Source organism: Streptomyces sp. NPDC005151, from assembly GCF_053599875.1.
In genome coordinates, this window is record NZ_JBSFYR010000001.1 from 97,235 (window position 1) to 113,919 (window position 16,685).

Sequence of the window (16,685 nt, forward strand, 5' to 3'; positions counted from 1 at the left end):
TCGGGCCCCGCCGCTGCCTGCCTGCGGCAACGCTTCGCCTGCCCCAAGGGCGTGGGCCGCCCCTCGCGGCCGAACATCCGCAGCAGGTCGTACGCGCGGACCTGCCCGGTCACCAGCGAGCCGGCGACCCGCAGCATGTCCGGCCAGTGCGTGGTGACCTTGGTCAGGTTCACCTTGTTGCGAGCCAGGTCCTCCAGCGGCCCGTACTCGCCGGTCTCCACTCCGGGCATCTCCGCCCGCCAGAACCGCTGGTCGCTCAGGTCCTTGAAGCGCGGCGAGAAGTTGTAGCCCAGCATCGTGAACAGCCCGAACACGATGTCGGAGTACAAGGCGTTGTCGGTGGCGACCATCTCCGGCTTCACCCCGGCGTCCAGGTTCAGCAGCGCGTCCAGGATGTGCAGGGAGTCGCGCGGGGTGCCCGGCACGACCATCTGCCCGATGCCCGCGACCTGGTCGTTCACGGCATTCAGCCAGGTGATGCCGCGCTTGAAGTGGTAGTACTTCGGCGACGGCCCGGCGTGGATGGTCCGCTTCGGTACCACGAAGCGCAGCCCGTCGACCGAGGCCAGCAGCCCCTCGCCCCAGAACTTCACGATCGGCACCTTCGCCTGGGCCTCGATCAGCTTCGCGTTCGCCGTGGCGATGGTGTCTACCCGCAGGTAGTACTGATCGACGTGGACCAGCCGGGCCCGCATGAGCGCCTCGTCGTCGGCGTCGATGACCGGCGTGTAGCCAATGTTGCACGCCTCGCTCACCAGCAGCGCGACCAGCGAGGTCTTGATGTCCTCCATGCGCGTCCGGCCGTCGCCCAAGTGCACGAAGGCGTCCAAGAACCCGGTCCAGGAGTCGACCTCGAACAGCAGGTCCGGCAGGTCGATCTTCGGGAGCATCTTCGCGGTGGTCTGGCGCAGCCACTTCAACGACGCGCTCTCGCCGAGTGCGCCGAGCCGGTCCACGTTCAGCTTCAACCTGCCGTTGGGCTGCACCTCGAAGCTGAGCTTCGCTTCCTGCCCGGCCTCCTCCAGCCGCTCCGCCATCAACTGCCAGGCCGCATCCAACGCCTTGACCCGGCCCTTGAGATGCTCCTCGACCGGCTCGTTCAGGCTCAGCCCCGCCAGGATGTCCTCGCGTACCGCCTCCCACGCCTTGCCGTCCAGCAGCCGCGCCCGCGGGTCGGACCACCGGTTCGACGGCGACGCGAACACGTCCCGGCGCTGAAGCGCGCGGTAGAGCTGCTCCAGCACGCACACCACGTACGCGTCGCGGTCCACTGCCCCGGCCGGGAGGTCCGCGTTGTTGAACACCGCCCGCCGCCAGGCCGGCGGCACCAGCTTGCTGTCGATCTCTCTCGGCAGCAGCGGCTTGTCCTTCACCCGGCGCCGCGACAGCGCGGGCAGTTTCTGCACGGCGGCCAGCACCCGGCGCCCTCCCGACGCGGCCCCGAGCGCCGTCGACTCCCCGAGCAGGGTCAGGAACGGACGGACCGTGTTGTACCGGGCGGCCAGCAGCGCGCGGACCCCCGCCTCGGCCGCGTCGTCCCCGGGCGGGACCAGCTCCTCCACCGTCGCCGCGGCGGCGTTGACCTCCTCGCGCGGGGCGACCGTTTCCACCGCCCGCCACAGCGCGGCCACGTCCAGATCGGTGCCGTGCTCCTCGACCAGGCCCAACTCCTCGGAGAGCACCCGCCAGACCGCCGTCATCACCCGCGACGCCTTCTCCAGCCGGGGCAGCGTCGACAGCCGGTCGTTGTTCGTGGCCCGCTTCGCCGAGCTGATCAGCTTGACCTGCATCAGGAGCGCGAACAGGTCCAGGGCGTCGTCGATCGCTGCCGCCTCCAGCGACCGGACCACCGCGGTGACCATCGCCGTGCGCTTCGGCTCCGGGGTGCGGGCCAGGTCCGGGGCCTTCGAGCCCAGCCCGTTCTTCGCCAGCGCGGCCAGCCGGTTCGGCGGGATCTGCTCGACCTTCACCTTCCCCAGGCGGAAGGCCGCGATCTCGTCGACCCGCTCCAGGGCCCCCTTCATCGCATTGCCGGTGGTCCGCGTCGGCGGCCGGCGCATCCGCTCCAGCTCCGAGAGCCGCTTGCCCTCCGGCACCTCCAGCAGGGCGACCAAGTCCCCGGGCAGCGAGGTGTCCGCGCGGCGGGCCGCGTTCGCCACCGTCGCGTACAGCCGCTGCTCGGCGATCCCGCGCACCTCCGCGACCTGCCGGGCCAGCACGCTCACCCCGGGCAGCAGCACCCGGTTCCGCCGCAGCCAGTGCACCGACTGGTTGAACAGCGCCACCGGCCCCTCGGCGTTCGTCCACGCCCGGCCGTGCAGGAACGTACGGAACAACCGGCCCCACTCCGGGTCTTCGTACTGGTGGTAGCCGTAGGCGTCGCGGATCTCCCACGCGTGCTCGTACGCCGTCTTCAGCTGCTCGGTGTACTGCTTGATACACGAGACGTCCTCGATGCCCAGCTCCTGGCCGAGGTGCTCGATGACCGGCCACGGCACCGCGAGCGGGTCCTCCAGGAACGGCCCGACGTAGCGCACCGTGCACATCTGGAGCGCGAACCCGAGCCGGTTCTGATCCCCGCGCCGCTTGCCGATCAGCGCACGGTCGACGTCATCGAGGTAGAAGAACCTCTCCAGCTCAGGCCTCGTCGGCTCCTCGGCGAACTTCCCGTACGCCTCAGCCTGCTCATCAGTCAGAAATTCCACCGACACGGCCGGACCGTAGCCCCGCGCCGACCAGCTCAACCGAGCTTTGCCGAACCTCAGCAGCGCCGTAGATCGCTGTGCTAGACGGCAAGATCAGCCCTTAGCGCCAACCGCTGTTCCATTGTTCCCCGGGGCCGTACGATCACCTGTCGGTCAGGGGCGTACCTGTCGGCCGCCCCGCCAGACGAAACGACGCGGACGAACGATGCGGACGAACCGGGGGAATTCATGCAATGGGTCGCGCGTCAGCAGTTCCATCACCGCTCCGCGCTGATGCAGGCGTGGGGCGCCGGGCTGCTCCTGATCGCCGCCGGACTGTGGATCTGGCTGGGGTTCCTGCTGGTGGATCAGGCGGATGCGTACTGCTACCGGGCGTCTGCGCGGTGCGAGGTCGTCTCGGAGTGGCCGAAGCAGCTCACCGTCCTGGCGGTCTCCGGGCCGCTGTCCGTCCTCGGTTCCGCACTGCTCGTCGGTGGCAGTGTGCGCAGGCAGACCAGTGCGCATGTCTTCCAGGTCATCGAGAAGCAGAAGTCCGAGGAGCGGGACCGGCAGAAGCGCTGACGGCCACGGGCGCGGCCGGTCAAGGAGCCGCCCGGGCAGCCGTCCCGCGGTGCACGGCCCAGGCCGCCCCCGCCCCCACCGCGTACCAGAACAGATCCGGTGCGTTGAACGTCGAGCCCAGCACCAGACGAGCCACGGTGCTGTGCCGGGACAGTTCCCCGGGCACCCCCGTCAGCTGCAGCAGTTCCACCGCCCAGCTGAACGCCAGCGCCGCCCCGGCCACCACCGTCGGCCTCGCGCGGGGTGCGATCAGCACCACCAGGGCATAGATCAGCACGGTGTAGAGCGCGTCCCCGGCGTACTTGGCGAGGCCGCCGGACGCCACCGCCCGGATTCCGAGCCCGGCCGCGACCGTCAGCGCCACGGCCCCCGCCGCGGTTGCCCGGCTCACCCGATCCGCTCCAGGCGGCGGATCGGGCGGGCCACCAGCAGCACGCCCACCACCAGTGCGTTGATCACCGCTCCGGCCAGCAGCACCTCGGGGGCGCCCACCGCGTCCGCGACCGGTCCCGCCAGTGCCCGGCCCGCGGCCAGCATCAGCAGGGAGCCCGCCACGTCGTACGCGTGCAGCCGGTTCAGGGCTTCCGGCGGGACGTGTGTCTGGACCGTCGTCGACCACATCACCAGCCAGAACGCGAACACCCCGCCCGCCACGAACTGCCCGACCCCCAGCGCGGACACCGGCAGCCCGAGCCCCAGCACCACCAGGTTCACGCACACCCCCGTCAACGCGATCGCGCCCGCCGCGAGCGGGCGGCGCGGTCTCAGCCGCAGGGCCAGCAGTCCGCCGACCACGCTGCCCGCGCCGTTCACCGCCATCATCACGCCGTACGTCCCCGAGCCGTGCGCCTCGGTGACCTCGACCGCGGTCAGCGGGAGCATCGGGCCGATCACGGTGAATCCGTACACCGTCCAGATCGCGATCACCCCCCACAGCCAGCTGCGTGCCTTGAACTCCCGCCATCCGTCGACCAGTTCGGCGACGAACGTGCCACGCTGCGTCGCGTCGGACGGCATCGGGGCGAGCCGCAGCAGGAAGAGGCAGACGCCGGAGACCGCGAACGTCGCCGCGTTCGCCGCGTACACCGCTCCGGCGCTCGCGAGTCCGACCAGAAGTCCTGCGAAGGCCGGGCCCGCCATCGTCATCAGCGCCTCGGAGACCCGGAGCACCGCGTTGCCGCGCTGCACGTCCAGCGACACCCGGGGCACGGTCGATGCGACGCCCGGCTGGAAGAGCGCGGCACCGACGCCGGCCACCGCGCTCAGTGCGTACACCGCCCACAGCGGCGGATTGCCGGTAGCGAAGGAGACGGCGAGCGCCGACGCCCCGACCAGCCGCAGCGCATCGGCGATGATCATCATTCGGCGCGGGGTGAAACGATCCGCCAACACGCCGCCGAAGAGCACGAAGAGCGCCAGCGGGCCCATCCATGCGGCCAGCGCGAAGCCGACGGACGCGTGCGGGCGACCCGCTCCCAGCAGACCCGCGGTGAGCGCCACCGGGATCATGCCGTCACCGAAGAGTGCGGCGGTCCGGGCGATGAAGAAGAGCCGGAAGTTACGGTTCCAGAGCTCACTTCCCGGTCGTTCGCCGTCCCGGCTCGCGTCCAGGGGCGGCAGGGCGGCCGATGAATCCAAGGGGGACGACTGCGAGGGTGCGTTCGCGCGGGCCGTGCCGGGAATGCACTCGTGCTCTGCTGACTTTTCCTTCACGTCGGTGACATGTATCAGTTTATGGTCTATACCACTAGGGGTTGAAGGGAGCCTTGCCGTGAAGCACAGAGTCGTCGTCCTCGCCCTCGACGGGCTGCTCCCGTTCGAACTGGGCATCCCTCAAAGGATCTTCGGCCTGGCGCTCAGTTCAGAGCCGCATGACAAGGGCCGGAAACTGTACGAAGTCGTTACCTGTTCCGTCCGCCCACCGGGACCGGTCTCCACCGACGCGGACTTCACGATCACGGTCGAGCGCGGCCCCGAAGCACTGGCCACCGCCGACACGGTCGTCATCCCCGCCTCGTACGAACTCGGCCCCGTCCACGAAGAGGGCAGGCTGACGGACGAGCTCGCCGCGGCGTTCGCGTACATCAGGCCGGGCACCCGGCTCGTCTCGATCTGCACCGGCAGTTACGTCCTCGCCGCCGCCGGGTTCCTCGACGGGCGCCCCGCCACCACGCACTGGTCCTCCGCCGACCACTTCCAGCGGCTGTTCCCGCAGGTCCAGGTCGACCCGGACGTCCTGTTCATCGACGACGGGGACGTCCTCACATCCGCCGGGGTCGCCGCCGGCATCGACCTGTGTCTGCACATCGTGCGCCGCGACCACGGCACGGCCGTCGCCAACGACGTCGCCCGCCGCACGGTAGTGCCACCGCACCGCGACGGCGGGCAGGCGCAGTACATCCAGCGCCCCGTACCCGAGGCACAGTTCGCGACCACGACCGGTGCGCGGGCCTGGGCGCTCGGGCGGCTTGACCGGCCGATCCTGCTGCGCGACATGGCGCAGCAGGAGTCGATGAGCGTACGGACGTTCACGCGCCGGTTCCGTGAGGAGGTCGGGATCAGCCCCGGGCAGTGGCTGACCCAGCAGCGGGTGGAGCGGGCGCGGGGGCTGCTGGAGTCCACGGACCTGTCGATCGACCAGGTGGCGCGCGAGGCGGGGTTCGGCACGGCGACGTCACTGCGGCAGCACATCCAGGCGGCGCTGGGAGTGTCGCCGACGGTGTACCGGCGGACGTTCCGGGCGACGGCCGGGGGCCGGTGAGGGCGGGGAAGCGCCAGCCCCAGCGCCTTTCGGATCCGAAGGACGGGCCCCCAGTGCCCCTCCCGGCACTAGTGCCGTGACCGGCAATGTCTGCCCCATGAGGAGCGTCGTCCAGTGCGTGCGATCGCAAGGCGGCCGGAAGTCCTTGGATGGGGTCTCCCCTGCTCGAACGAAGTTGAGAGCTTGGGGAAGGAGCTACCAGGGCTTGTGGCCAACGCGGCGAGCGGGCGTGCCGGGCGGCGCGACGGGGCAAAGCTTGCCGGGAGGGGCACTAGAAGACCAGCACCCCGCGCGCCACCCTTCCGTGGTGCGCGTCGTCCGCCGCCTTCGCGAAGTCCTCCACCGGGTACGTCTCCGTGACCAGTTCGTCGAGCATGAGGCGGCCGGACCGGTACAGCTCCGCGTAGAGCGCGATGTCGCGCTGCGGGCGCGAGGAGCCGTACCGGCAGCCGAGGATCGACTTGTCCAGGTACATCGACGAGACCAGGAACGACGCCTCCGCCGTCGCCGCCGGGACGCCCAGCAGGATCGCCTGGCCGTGCCGGTCCAGCAGGTCGATCGCCTGCCGGATCAGTTCCGTACGGCCCACGCACTCGAAGGCGTGGTCGGCGCCGGTGGGCAGGATCTCGCGTACGCCATCCGTCGACGTCAGGAAGTGCGTCGCGCCGAACTGCCGCGCCACCGCCTCCTTCGCCGGGTTGGTGTCCACCGCGACGATCGTCAGCGCGCCCGCGATCCGGGCGCCCTGGATCACATTGAGCCCGATGCCACCGGTACCGATCACGACGACCGTGTCGCCGCGGTCGACCTTCGCCCGGTTGAGTACGGCTCCGACGCCCGTCACCACGCCGCAGCCCATCAGGGCTGCGGAGGCCGGCGGGATGTCCGCCGGGATCTTCACCGCCTGCACGGCCTTGACCAGGGTCCGTTCGGCGAACGCGGAGCTGGACGCGAACTGGTACAGCGGTGTGCCGCCCCGGGAGAACGGCTGCCCCGGCATCCCGATCGCCTTGCGGCACATCGTCGGCCGGCCCCGGTCGCACTGGGCGCACGCGCCACAGCAGGCCAGGGTGGAGAGTGCGACGTGGTCGCCGGGCACGACATGGACGACGCCCGCGCCGACCGCCTCCACCACGCCCGCGCCCTCATGCCCGAGGACCACCGGCAGCGGGAACGGGATGGTTCCGTCGACGACCGACAGATCGCTGTGGCACAGGCCCGCGGCGGCCACCGCGACCAGCACCTCGCCCGGGCCCGGGTCGCGTATCTCCAGGTCGTCGACGACCTCGGTCTGCTTGCCGTCGAAGACGACGCCTCTCATCTCGGCTCCCTCGGTAGGCCGAGCACCCGCTCGGCGATGATGTTCCGCTGGATCTCGTCCGAGCCGCCGTAGATGGTGTCGGACCGGGTGAACAGGAACAGGCGCTGCGCTTCGTCGAGTTCGTACGGGGTGGTGGGCGACCAGTCGTCCGGACCCACGGCTCCGGCGGCGCCCCTGATCTCCACGGCAAGTTCGCCGAGACGTCGGTGCCAGCCGCCCCAGAGCAGCTTGGCGACGCTGGGGGCGCCCGCGTCGCGCGAATTGCCCAGGGTGCGCAGGGCGTTCCAGCGCATGGTCTTCAGCTCCGCCCACTGACGCACGAGCCGCTCGCGCAGTACGGGGTCGGTGACCGCGCCGCTGTCGACGGCGGTGCGGATCACGCGGTCCAGTTCGGCGGCGAAGCCGATCTGCTGGACGAGGGTGGAGACACCGCGCTCCAGGGCGAGGAGGCCCATGGCGACGGTCCAGCCGTTGCCCTCGCCGCCGACGAGCTCCTCGGCGAGCGCGCCGTCGAAGAAAACCTCGTTGAACTCGCTCGTCCCGGACATCTGGCGGATCGGCCGCACCTCGATACGGCCCGGCTGGTCCATCGGCACGAGCAGGAACGAAAGTCCGTGGTGGCGCTGTGAGCCGGGGGTGGTGCGGGCGAGGACGAAGCACCAGTCGGCGTCCCGTGCGAGCGAGGTCCAGATCTTCTGGCCGGTGACGGTGCGGCGGCCGGTGCCGTCGGGTTCGGCGGTGGTGCGTATGCCGGCGAGGTCGGAGCCGGCGCCGGGTTCGCTGTAGCCCTGGCACCAGAGCTCTTCGCCGCGGGCGATGGCGGGGAGGAAACGCTGCTGCTGCGCGTCGGTGCCGTACGCGAGGAGGGTGGGGGCGAGGAGGTTCTCGCCGATGTGGCCGACGCGGGCGGGAGCGTTGACGCGGGCGTACTCCTCTGCCCAGACAACCTGCTCGGTGAGGGTGGCGTGCCGGTTTCCGTAGCCGGCTGCCCCGCTGTCCCAGCCGAGGCCGATCCAGCCGCCGCGGCCCAGCTCGCGCTCCCACGCGCGGCCGCCCTCGGCGGCGCAGGGCTGTGTGAGGTGCGCCTGCAGCCAGGCCCGGACATCCTGGCGGAAGGCGTCGTCCGTTGCCTCGAACGCGAAGTCCACGTCCACTCCTCGGGGTCGGGCGGAAATCCAGTCGCTCCGGCGATTGAGGAGCGGGGTCCGGGGCGGAGCCCCGGTGGGAGGTCACGCGTTGGGCCTCGCCTTCGCCGCCGCCGCGGCCGCCATCTCCTCCAGCTGCGCCAGCATCGGCATCGGGTCCACCCCCACCGTCCCCGGCAGGAAGTCGGCGATTCTCTCCGGGGTCCACGCCCCCTCCGCGTACCCCGCCCGCAGCTCCCTCGGCTGGGCCCAGACAGCGATCTTGGGGCCCGCGATCGTGTACACCTGGCCGGTGATCTTCTCCTCGCGGGCCCGCTCGCTGAGCAGGTAGACGACGAGTGCGGCAACGTCCTCCGGCTCGCCGATCTCCTTCAGCTCCATCGGGACGTTCGCGGACATCCGGGTCCGGGCCACCGGGGCGACCGCGTTCGCCGTGACGCCGTACTTGTGCAGGCCGAGCGCTGCGCTGCGGACCAGCGAGATGATGCCGCCCTTCGCGGCGCTGTAGTTCGCCTGGGCGACGCTGCCCTGGTGGTTGCCGCTGGTGAAGCCGATCAGCGTGCCGCCCCCCTCCTGCTTCCGCATCACCGCCGAGGCCGCGCGGAAGACGGTGAAGGTGCCCTTGAGGTGGGTGGCGACAACCGGGTCCCACTCCTCCTCGGACATGTTGAACAGCATCCGTTCGCGGAGGATCCCGGCCACGCACACGACCCCGTCGATCCGCCCGAACTGCGCCAGCGCCGTGTCCACGATGCGCCGGCCCCCCTCCATCGTGGAGATGTCGTCGGCGACCGCGACCGCCTCGCCGCCCGCCGCCTCGATCTCCTCGACGACGGACTCGGCTATCGCACTGGTCGGCTCTCCGCCCTCGACGGAGACGCCGTAGTCGTTGACGACGACCCTGGCCCCCTCCGCCGCCGCGGCGATCGCGACGGCCCGTCCGATGCCACGGCCGGCACCGGTCACGGCCACCACCTTGCCTGCCAAGAAGTTCCCCATGCCCGGCCCCTTCCCGCGGTTTCTGACGGACCGTTAGATTTTATGGGCAGTCGGCTCCGTCAGCACAAGACCCGGTGACCCACCGATTCGAGGAGGCCCTCATGTCCCTGCCCGCCGAGTTCCACGAGATCGCCAAGCACGTGAACAACTGGGGGCGCTGGGGCGCGGACGACGAGATCGGGACGCTCAACCTGATCACCGACGCGGTGGTGCGGGACGCGGCGGCCACCGTCCGCACGGGGCAGCGGATCCCTCTCGCGCTCCCGCTCCAGCAGGACGGTGTGCAGAGCGGACTGATTCCGGGGCGGGTCAACCCACTGCACGCCATGGTCCAGATCAACCAGGAGCTCTTCGGCCCGGGTACGGTCGCGACCAGCGACGACGTCGTGACGCTCGGCCTGCAGGCGGCCACCCACTGGGATGCGCTCACGCACGCCTCGCACTCGGGGAAGATCTACAACGGCCGTCCCGCCACCACTGTCACCGCGCACGGCGGCGCCGAGTTCAGCGGGATCGACAAGCCCCCGCACCTCGTCTCGCGCGGCGTCCTGCTGGACGTGGCACGCGCCCACGGTGTCGACCGGCTGCCAGGCGACCACGCCGTCACCCCGGAAGACCTCGACGCGGCGGAGGAGTTCGCCGGGATCCGGGTCCGGGCCGGGGACATCGTGCTCGTACGCACCGGGCAGGTCCAGGTGTATCTGGCCGGCGACAAGCAGGCGTACGCCTATCCGTCACCCGGCCTGTCGATCCGGACGCCCGAGTGGTTCCGTGCCCGCGATGTCGCCGCGGTCGCCAATGACACGCTGACCTTCGAGATCTTCCCCGCGGAGATCGAGGACCTGTGGCTGGGCGTGCACGCGCTCGACCTGGTCGAGATGGGCATGCTGCAGGGCCAGAACTGGAACCTGGAGACGCTGTCCACAGCCTGTGCGGAGGAGAAGCGCTACGGCTTCCTGCTCTCCGCGATGCCGGAACCGTTCGTCGGCGCCACCGGCACGCCGGTCGCCCCGGTCGCCCTTCTCTGACCGGCCACGGCCAGGAACGTTCCAGCACATTCCGGCTTCTTGGACCGACCGGCAATGGGGGGGTGCGTGCATCGCAAGGCGGAGGATTGAGCCATGGTGATTGACGACAACGCAGCGAGGTGCGTGCCCCGGCCCCGTGACGCCGCCCCCAATTGCCGGCCGGTCTTATGCGCGATGTGTGACGGCGCGCGACGGTTCGTACGGGCCCGCGCTCTGGGCGCCGATGCCCGGCACGCCCGGACCGTGCGCACCCGTCCGCATCTGCACCACCGGCGCGCCCCGGTCCACCTCGCACCAGATCCGCTTTCCGGCGCCCTCCGGCTGCCAGCCCCAGCGGTCGGCGAGGCCGTCGACCAGCTCCAGGCCGCGGCCGCCGGTGTCCTCGCCCTCCGCGTGCCGCTGCTGCGGCGGGCGGCAGCTGGTGTCGGCCACCTCGACCCGTACGGTCCCGGCCGTCCCGGCCGCTCCCGTCGCGCCGAACAGCATGCGCAGCACGGCCGGACAGCCGGTGTGGACGACCGCGTTGGTGACCAGCTCCGAGATCAGCAGGATGAGCGTCTCGGCCAGTGGCTCGTCGTCTCTTATCCCGGAGCAGACCAGTCTCGACCGCGCCCATCTACGGGCCCGCCCGACCTCCGCGGGATCCGGACCGACCTCCAGCTGAACCTGAAGCACCTGCACCGCTCACACCATCCGAACCGGCGGACACATCGCCTCGCGCCTCCTCAGGGTCACGGAACGTGATTCCCTTACGAGACAGCATGGTTGACGTACAGTCACCGCAACAAGCGCTTCGGGCATATTCCAGCGCGAAGGAGTACGCGTGGTGCATACTGTGCGACGCACGTCGCGGGGAGTCGAACAGCAGCGCACCGAAGCCGTGGGGAACGCTCCCCGGGCAGGCCCGGCGCTTCTGCGTGGAACGCGAGCAGGGCACCTCGTCCGGACCGGAGTCGCCGCACGGGCAACACCCGGATCGCCCGGTTCCAGAACCACTCGCATCCAACGGAGCGTACCCGAGCAGAGGGCAACTGCGGCCCGTGACGAATCACGCAAAGGACACAAGCCGGTATCGGCGCTTGCCGACTGCACTGGGTAACTCCGCAGCGTGAACCTCAGGGGTCTCCCCCGTCACATGCGTGCACTCGGCACAGATCTGCCGCCAGGGCCTCCTCGGCCTCTGCCGCCGTCAGCCACTGCCCGGCCCGCAGCCACGCCCGCTTGAGATGCAGATGAATGTCCGCCTCCCAGGTGAAGCCCATGCCGCCGTGCACCTGGAGGCAGTCCCGTGCGTTGCGGACGGCCGCCTCGTCGGCGAGCAGCTTGGCGCCCGCGATCTCGGCCGGGTCCGCGGTCACCGCTGCCGCGTACACCACCGTACGGGCCACCTCGGCGCGCACCAGCATCTGGGCACACAGGTGCTTGACCGCCTGGAAGGCGCCGATCGGCGATCCGAACTGCTCGCGCTCACGGGCGTGTTGGACGGCCATCTCAGTGGTCCGGGCGGCGCTGCCGAGCTGCTCGGCAGCGGCCAGCAGGGCGCCTTCGAGCCGGAGCGGCGTCGCACCGGGCAGCGCGGCCCCGTCCTCGACGCCCGCCGTCACACGGTGCAGGGGCGTGAGCGGGTCGAGTGACCGTACGGGACGCGCCGTCCGTACGAGCTCCCGCAACGCGTCCCCCTCCAGGACCCGCGCCGCCCCTCCCACCAGGGCAATCAGCGCATCCGCCGCTTCCAGATGGGCCACCGGCCGCCCCTCGTCCAGCACCGCGACCACCGCCCCGCCGTCCGCCGCCCCCTTCACCGCCCCCACCGCGCCCGCGGCGAGATGCGTGGCCGCCAGCGGTCCGGGCAGCAGCACCCGCCCCGCCTCCTCGAACAGGAGCACGGACTCGGGCAGCCCGAGCCCCACGCCGCCGTCCGCCTCGGGCAGCCGCAGCGCGAAGAACCCGGCCGCGCCCAGCTCCCCCCACACCCCCCGGTCGACGGCCACGCCCGCGTCGAGCGCGGCCCGCATCCGGTCCCTGCCGAAGCGGCCGGCGAGCAGCTCCCGTATCCCTGCCCGCAGGGCCCGCTGGTCGTCCGAAAGCTGGAAGTCCACGGTCCGCTCAGCGTCCCTTCGGCAGGCCGAGGATCCGCTCGGCGACGATGTTCCGCTGGATCTGCGAGGTGCCCGCGGCGATCGTGTACGAGAGCGAGGTCAGCCGGTCCAGGACCCATTCCCGGTCCAGATCGGCCCCGTCGGCGCCGAGCACCTCCGCGGCCGCTTCGTACAGCTCCTGGCGGGCCTGCGAGTAGCGCAGCTTGAAGACCGAGCCGCCGGTGCCGGGGACGCCGCCGCTGCGCTGGGCCTCGCCGACGTTCCACTGGGTGAGCCGCCACAGCGCCCGGAATTCGGCGTTCAGTCTGCCGAGCGTCCTGCGCAGCAGCGGGTCGTCCCAGCGGCCGCTGCGCCGCGCCTCGGCGGCCAGGGCGTTCAGGGTGCGGCGGCAGGCGACGACCTCGCCGACGAACGCCGTACCGCGTTCGAAGGAGAGGGTGACCATGGTGACCCGCCAGCCGTCGTTCTCGGCGCCGACCCGGTGGGAGACCGGCACCCGCACCTCGTCGAGGAACATCTCGGCGAACTCGGTGGATCCGGCGAGTGTGCGCAGCGGGCGGACGGTGACGCCGGGGGCGTCCATCCGCATCGCGAGCCAGCTGATCCCGCGGTGCTTCGGCGCGGCCGGATCCGTCCGCACGAGCAGCTCGCACCAGTCGGCGACCTCCGCGTGCGAGGTCCAGATCTTCTGGCCGGTGACGACGTAGTGGTCGCCGTCCCGGACCGCCCGGGTCCGCAGCGAGGCCAGGTCGGAGCCCGCCTCCGGCTCGCTGAACCCCTGGCACCAGATCTCGTCGCCGCGCAGCACCGGCGGCAGCCAGCGGGCTCGCTGCCCGGCCGTGCCCTCGGCCGCGATCGTGGGACCCGCGTGCAGCAGCCCGACGAAGTTCGCGCCGACATACGGCGCCCCGGCCCGCTCCGTCTCCTCCAGGAAGATCAGGTGCTGGGTGGGGGTGGCGCCCCGCCCGCCCGCGTCGACGGGCCAGTGCAGCCCCGCGTACCCGGCGTCGTACAGCAGGCGCTGCCAGGTGGTGTCGCAGGCCCGCCGGCCCGGCCAGTCGTCGGGGCCGGGCTTCGCCGGCAGCCCGGGCAGCACCGCGGCGAGCCACTCCCGCAGCCGCGCCCGGAACTCCTGCTCCTCGTCCGTGTCCGCGAGATCCACTACCGGCCCCGGTCCCGGTCGAGATCCAGGTCCAGCATCCTGATCGCGTTTCCGCGCATCAGTTTGTAGACGGTCTCGTCGTCCAGTCCCCTGACGTGGTCGAGCGCGACCTCCTTCGTGTGCGGGAAGGTCGAGTCGACGTGCGGATAGTCGGTCTCGAAGGTGGCGTTGTCCCGCCCGACCACGTCGAGCGACGCGACCCCGTGCTTGTCGCGGAAGAAGCAGCAGAACATCTGCCGGTAGTAGTACGTCGACGGCGGCTCCGGGATCAGATCGCGCACCCCGCCCCAGGCCCGGTGCTCCTCCCACACGTCGTCGGCGCGCTCCAGGGCGTACGGGATCCAGCCCATCTGGCCCTCGCTGTACGCCAGCTTCAGCTGCGGGAACTTCACCAGCACTCCGCTGAACAGGAAGTCCATCATCGAGGCCATCGCGTTGTTGAAGGAGAGCGAGGCCTGGACGGCGGGCGGGGCGTCCGGCGAGGCGGCCGGCATCTGCGAGCTGGACCCGATGTGCATGTTGACGACCGTGCCGGTCTCCTGGCAGACGGCGAAGAACGGATCCCAGTAGCCGGTGTGGATCGACGGCAGGCCGAGATGGGTGGGGATCTCGGAGAACGTCACGGCCCGCACCCCGCGGGCGGCGTTCCGCCTGATCTCGGCGACCGCCAGGCCGATGTCCCAGAGCGGGATGATGCAGAGCGGGATCAGCCGGCCGCCGCTGTCGCCGCACCACTCCTCCACCATCCAGTCGTTGTAGGCGCGCACACAGGCGAGCGCGACCTCCTTGTCCTCGGCCTCGGCGAAGGTCTGGCCGCAGAAGCGCGGGAAGGTGGGGAAACAGAGCGACGCCTCGACATGGTTGAGATCCATGTCCTTGAGGCGTTCGACGGGGTCCCAGCAGCCGCGCCGCATCTCGGCCCGGGTGATGCCCTCCAGCGTCATGTCGTCGCGGTCGAAGCCGACGGCGGCGATGTTCCGCTTGTACGGGAACTTCAGGTCCTCGTAGATCCACCAGTCGGTCGGCGGCCCGTCCGGATCCATGGTGATGACGTACTTGCCACCCGTGTACGCCAGCTCGCCGATCCCGGCGGTGAGCGGCTGCGGGCCGCGGTCGCGGTACTTGGCGGGCAGCCAGGTCGAGAAGAGGTGCGGCGGCTCGATCACATGGTCGTCGACGCTGACGATCCGAGGCAGTTCCGTCATGGTGTCCCCTTCGGCACACAAGGCATGTATCTGATGCCCCGTCAGATTTGGTTCGGCTCCCAGGCTAGCCCCGCACCCCTGGACCGACAAGGCGCAGCGCTCTACGCTCTCCGCATCATCTGACTACCCGTCAGCTACGAGGGAGCGGGGAACGCAGTGAACGAGACCGCACACGCCCTGGGCGCATCGGCCACCTTCTGGGAACTCATCGAGCGCCGCGCCGCGCTGACCCCGGACCGCCCCGTCCTCATCCAGGACGACCGCACCCTCACCTTCGGCGAGCTGCGCGACCGCTGCGAGCGGGTCGCGGCCGGCCTGCACGGGCTGGGGGTGCGCCCCGGCAGCGTCGTCGCCTGGCAGCTGCCGACCCGCCTGGAGACGGCGCTGCTCTCCTTCGCCCTCACCCGGCTCGGGGCCGTACAGTCGCCCGTCATCCCGTTCTACCGGGACCGCGAGGTGGGGTTCGCGCTGCGCGAGTCGAAGGCCGCCTTCTTCGCCGTGCCCGGCACCTGGCGCGGCTTCGACCACACCGCGATGGCGCACCGGATCGCCGCGGACCTCGAGCAACCGCCGCAGGTCCTCGAGGCGTACGAGGAGCTGCCGGACGGCGACCCCGCCGTGCTCCCGCCCCCTCCCACGGACGGCACGGCAGTGCGCTGGATCTACTGGACGTCGGGGACCACCTCCGACCCGAAGGGCGTCCTGCACACCGACCGCAGCCTGATCGCGGGCGGCTCGTGCCTGGCCCACGCACTGCATCTGTCGGCCGACGACATCGGCTCGATGGCGTTCCCGTTCGCCCATATCGCCGGGCCCGACTACACCGTGATGCTGCTGCTGTACGGATTCCCCGCGGTCCTGTTCGAGCACTTCGCGATGGACGGGGCGCTGGACGGCTACCGGCGCCACGGGGTGACGGTCGCGGGCGGCTCGACCGCGTTCTACTCCATGTTCCTGACCGAACAGCGCAAGGACCCCACGCGCAAGGTGGTCCCCACGCTGCGGCTGCTGGCGGGCGGCGGGGCGCCGAAACCGCCGGAGATCTACCACGCGGTCGTACGGGAGATGGGCATCCAGCTCACCCACGGCTACGGCATGACCGAGGTTCCCATGATCACGATGGGCGCCCCCGACGACACGGTGGAACACCTCGCCGAGACGGAGGGGCGGCCGCCCGAGGGCATGGAGATACGGATCACCGACGAGGACGGCAAGCCGCTGCCGTACGGGACGGACGGCGAGGTACGGCTCCGCGGGGAAGCCGTCTGCCAGGGCTATCTGAACGCGGCCCGGGACGCCTTCGACGCGGACGGCTTCCTCGTCACCGGCGATGTCGGCCATCTCCTGGAGAGCGGCCATCTGGTCCTCACCGGGCGGCTCAAGGACATCATCATCCGCAAGGGCGAGAACATCTCCGCCAAGGAGATCGAGGACCTGCTCCACCGCCACCCCGGGGTCGCCGACGCGGCCGTGATCGGACTGCCGGACGAGGAGCGCGGGGAACGCGTCTGCGCGGTCGTCGAGCAGCCGGCCGGGGCGGGGGCGCTGACGCTGGCGGAGCTGGCCGGGTATCTGCGCACGGAGGGGCTCGCGGTGCACAAGCTGCCGGAGCAGCTGGAGGTGGTGGACGCGCTGCCGCGCAACGAGACGCTGCGGAAGGTGCTCAAGTACAGGCTGCGGGAGCAGTTCTCCTGACGGA

13 protein-coding genes and 1 pseudogene are annotated in these 16,685 nt (G+C 71.0%); 4 read left to right on the forward strand and 10 right to left on the reverse strand.

Annotated features, from left to right (window positions below; genetic code table 11):
* Window positions 1–35: 35 nt before the first annotated feature.
* Window positions 36–2,711 (reverse strand): annotated as a pseudogene (locus ACWD6R_RS00510) (Tn3 family transposase); the annotation flags it as partial.
* A gap of 222 nt (window positions 2,712–2,933) precedes the next feature.
* Here ACWD6R_RS00510 and ACWD6R_RS00515 point away from each other — a divergent pair.
* A complete protein-coding gene (locus tag ACWD6R_RS00515) occupies window positions 2,934–3,266 on the forward strand; it encodes a hypothetical protein (protein ID WP_451816650.1) in 333 nt (110 codons plus the stop codon).
* Window positions 3,267–3,285: 19 nt separating this feature from the next.
* Here ACWD6R_RS00515 and ACWD6R_RS00520 read toward each other — a convergent pair whose 3' ends face one another.
* Both ACWD6R_RS00520 and ACWD6R_RS00525 read right to left on the reverse strand, forming a co-directional pair.
* Entirely contained in the window at window positions 3,286–3,657 is a 372-nt protein-coding gene (locus ACWD6R_RS00520) for a ribosomal maturation YjgA family protein (RefSeq protein WP_451816651.1), read from the reverse strand.
* On the reverse strand, window positions 3,654–4,904 hold the full coding sequence (locus tag ACWD6R_RS00525; RefSeq protein WP_451816652.1) for an MFS transporter: 1,251 nt from the start codon (window positions 4,902–4,904) through the stop codon (window positions 3,654–3,656). The genes ACWD6R_RS00520 and ACWD6R_RS00525 overlap by 4 nt, the downstream gene beginning before the upstream one ends.
* A 133-nt stretch (window positions 4,905–5,037) precedes the next feature.
* Here ACWD6R_RS00525 and ACWD6R_RS00530 point away from each other — a divergent pair, with 133 nt between their 5' ends.
* Complete coding sequence (locus ACWD6R_RS00530) at window positions 5,038–6,027, forward strand: GlxA family transcriptional regulator (RefSeq protein ID WP_451816653.1); 990 nt, start codon at window positions 5,038–5,040, stop codon at window positions 6,025–6,027.
* Window positions 6,028–6,298: 271 nt separating this feature from the next.
* Here ACWD6R_RS00530 and ACWD6R_RS00535 read toward each other — a convergent pair whose 3' ends face one another.
* From ACWD6R_RS00535 to ACWD6R_RS00545, 3 genes are all read right to left on the reverse strand, one after another.
* Entirely contained in the window at window positions 6,299–7,348 is a 1,050-nt protein-coding gene (locus ACWD6R_RS00535; RefSeq protein ID WP_451816654.1) for a Zn-dependent alcohol dehydrogenase, read from the reverse strand.
* Window positions 7,345–8,496 (reverse strand): acyl-CoA dehydrogenase family protein, encoded by a 1,152-nt coding sequence (locus ACWD6R_RS00540; RefSeq protein ID WP_451816655.1) that lies wholly within the window; start codon window positions 8,494–8,496, stop codon window positions 7,345–7,347. The genes ACWD6R_RS00535 and ACWD6R_RS00540 overlap by 4 nt, the downstream gene beginning before the upstream one ends.
* A gap of 81 nt (window positions 8,497–8,577) precedes the next feature.
* Window positions 8,578–9,492, reverse strand: coding sequence for an SDR family oxidoreductase (locus tag ACWD6R_RS00545; RefSeq protein WP_451816656.1), 915 nt, complete (start codon window positions 9,490–9,492; stop codon window positions 8,578–8,580).
* A gap of 101 nt (window positions 9,493–9,593) precedes the next feature.
* Here ACWD6R_RS00545 and ACWD6R_RS00550 point away from each other — a divergent pair, with 101 nt between their 5' ends.
* Window positions 9,594–10,520 carry a cyclase family protein gene (locus ACWD6R_RS00550; RefSeq protein ID WP_451816657.1) on the forward strand — a complete coding sequence of 309 codons (927 nt, stop codon included), beginning with the start codon at window positions 9,594–9,596 and terminating at the stop codon, window positions 10,518–10,520.
* 165 nt (window positions 10,521–10,685) lie between these two features.
* Here ACWD6R_RS00550 and ACWD6R_RS00555 read toward each other — a convergent pair whose 3' ends face one another.
* From ACWD6R_RS00555 to ACWD6R_RS00570, 4 genes are all read right to left on the reverse strand, one after another.
* Entirely contained in the window at window positions 10,686–11,201 is a 516-nt protein-coding gene (locus ACWD6R_RS00555; RefSeq protein ID WP_451816658.1) for an ATP-binding protein, read from the reverse strand.
* A 434-nt stretch (window positions 11,202–11,635) separates the two neighbouring features.
* The gene (locus tag ACWD6R_RS00560; RefSeq protein ID WP_451816659.1) at window positions 11,636–12,619 is read right to left on the reverse strand and encodes an acyl-CoA dehydrogenase family protein; all 984 of its coding nucleotides are present in this window, start codon (window positions 12,617–12,619) and stop codon (window positions 11,636–11,638) included.
* A 7-nt stretch (window positions 12,620–12,626) separates the two neighbouring features.
* Entirely contained in the window at window positions 12,627–13,781 is a 1,155-nt protein-coding gene (locus ACWD6R_RS00565; protein WP_451816660.1) for an acyl-CoA dehydrogenase, read from the reverse strand.
* A complete protein-coding gene (locus ACWD6R_RS00570) occupies window positions 13,781–14,986 on the reverse strand; it encodes an amidohydrolase family protein (protein ID WP_451816661.1) in 1,206 nt (401 codons plus the stop codon). The genes ACWD6R_RS00565 and ACWD6R_RS00570 overlap by 1 nt, the downstream gene beginning before the upstream one ends.
* Before the next feature lie 156 nt (window positions 14,987–15,142).
* Between ACWD6R_RS00570 and ACWD6R_RS00575 the strand changes: the two genes are divergently transcribed.
* On the forward strand, window positions 15,143–16,681 hold the full coding sequence (locus ACWD6R_RS00575) for a class I adenylate-forming enzyme family protein (protein ID WP_451816662.1): 1,539 nt from the start codon (window positions 15,143–15,145) through the stop codon (window positions 16,679–16,681).
* The last annotated feature ends 4 nt before the right edge of the window (window positions 16,682–16,685 follow it).

Bases quoted from the DNA above. Each gene is read 5' to 3' on its own strand.
- ACWD6R_RS00570 (WP_451816661.1), bottom strand. From the start codon at position 14,986: ATGACGGAACTGCCTCGGATCGTCAGCGTCGACGACCATGTGATCGAG.
- ACWD6R_RS00515 (WP_451816650.1), top strand. From the start codon at position 2,934: ATGCAATGGGTCGCGCGTCAGCAGTTCCATCACCGCTCCGCGCTGATG.
- ACWD6R_RS00550 (WP_451816657.1), top strand. From the start codon at position 9,594: ATGTCCCTGCCCGCCGAGTTCCACGAGATCGCCAAGCACGTGAACAAC.
- ACWD6R_RS00545 (WP_451816656.1), bottom strand. From the start codon at position 9,492: ATGGGGAACTTCTTGGCAGGCAAGGTGGTGGCCGTGACCGGTGCCGGC.
- ACWD6R_RS00535 (WP_451816654.1), bottom strand. From the start codon at position 7,348: ATGAGAGGCGTCGTCTTCGACGGCAAGCAGACCGAGGTCGTCGACGAC.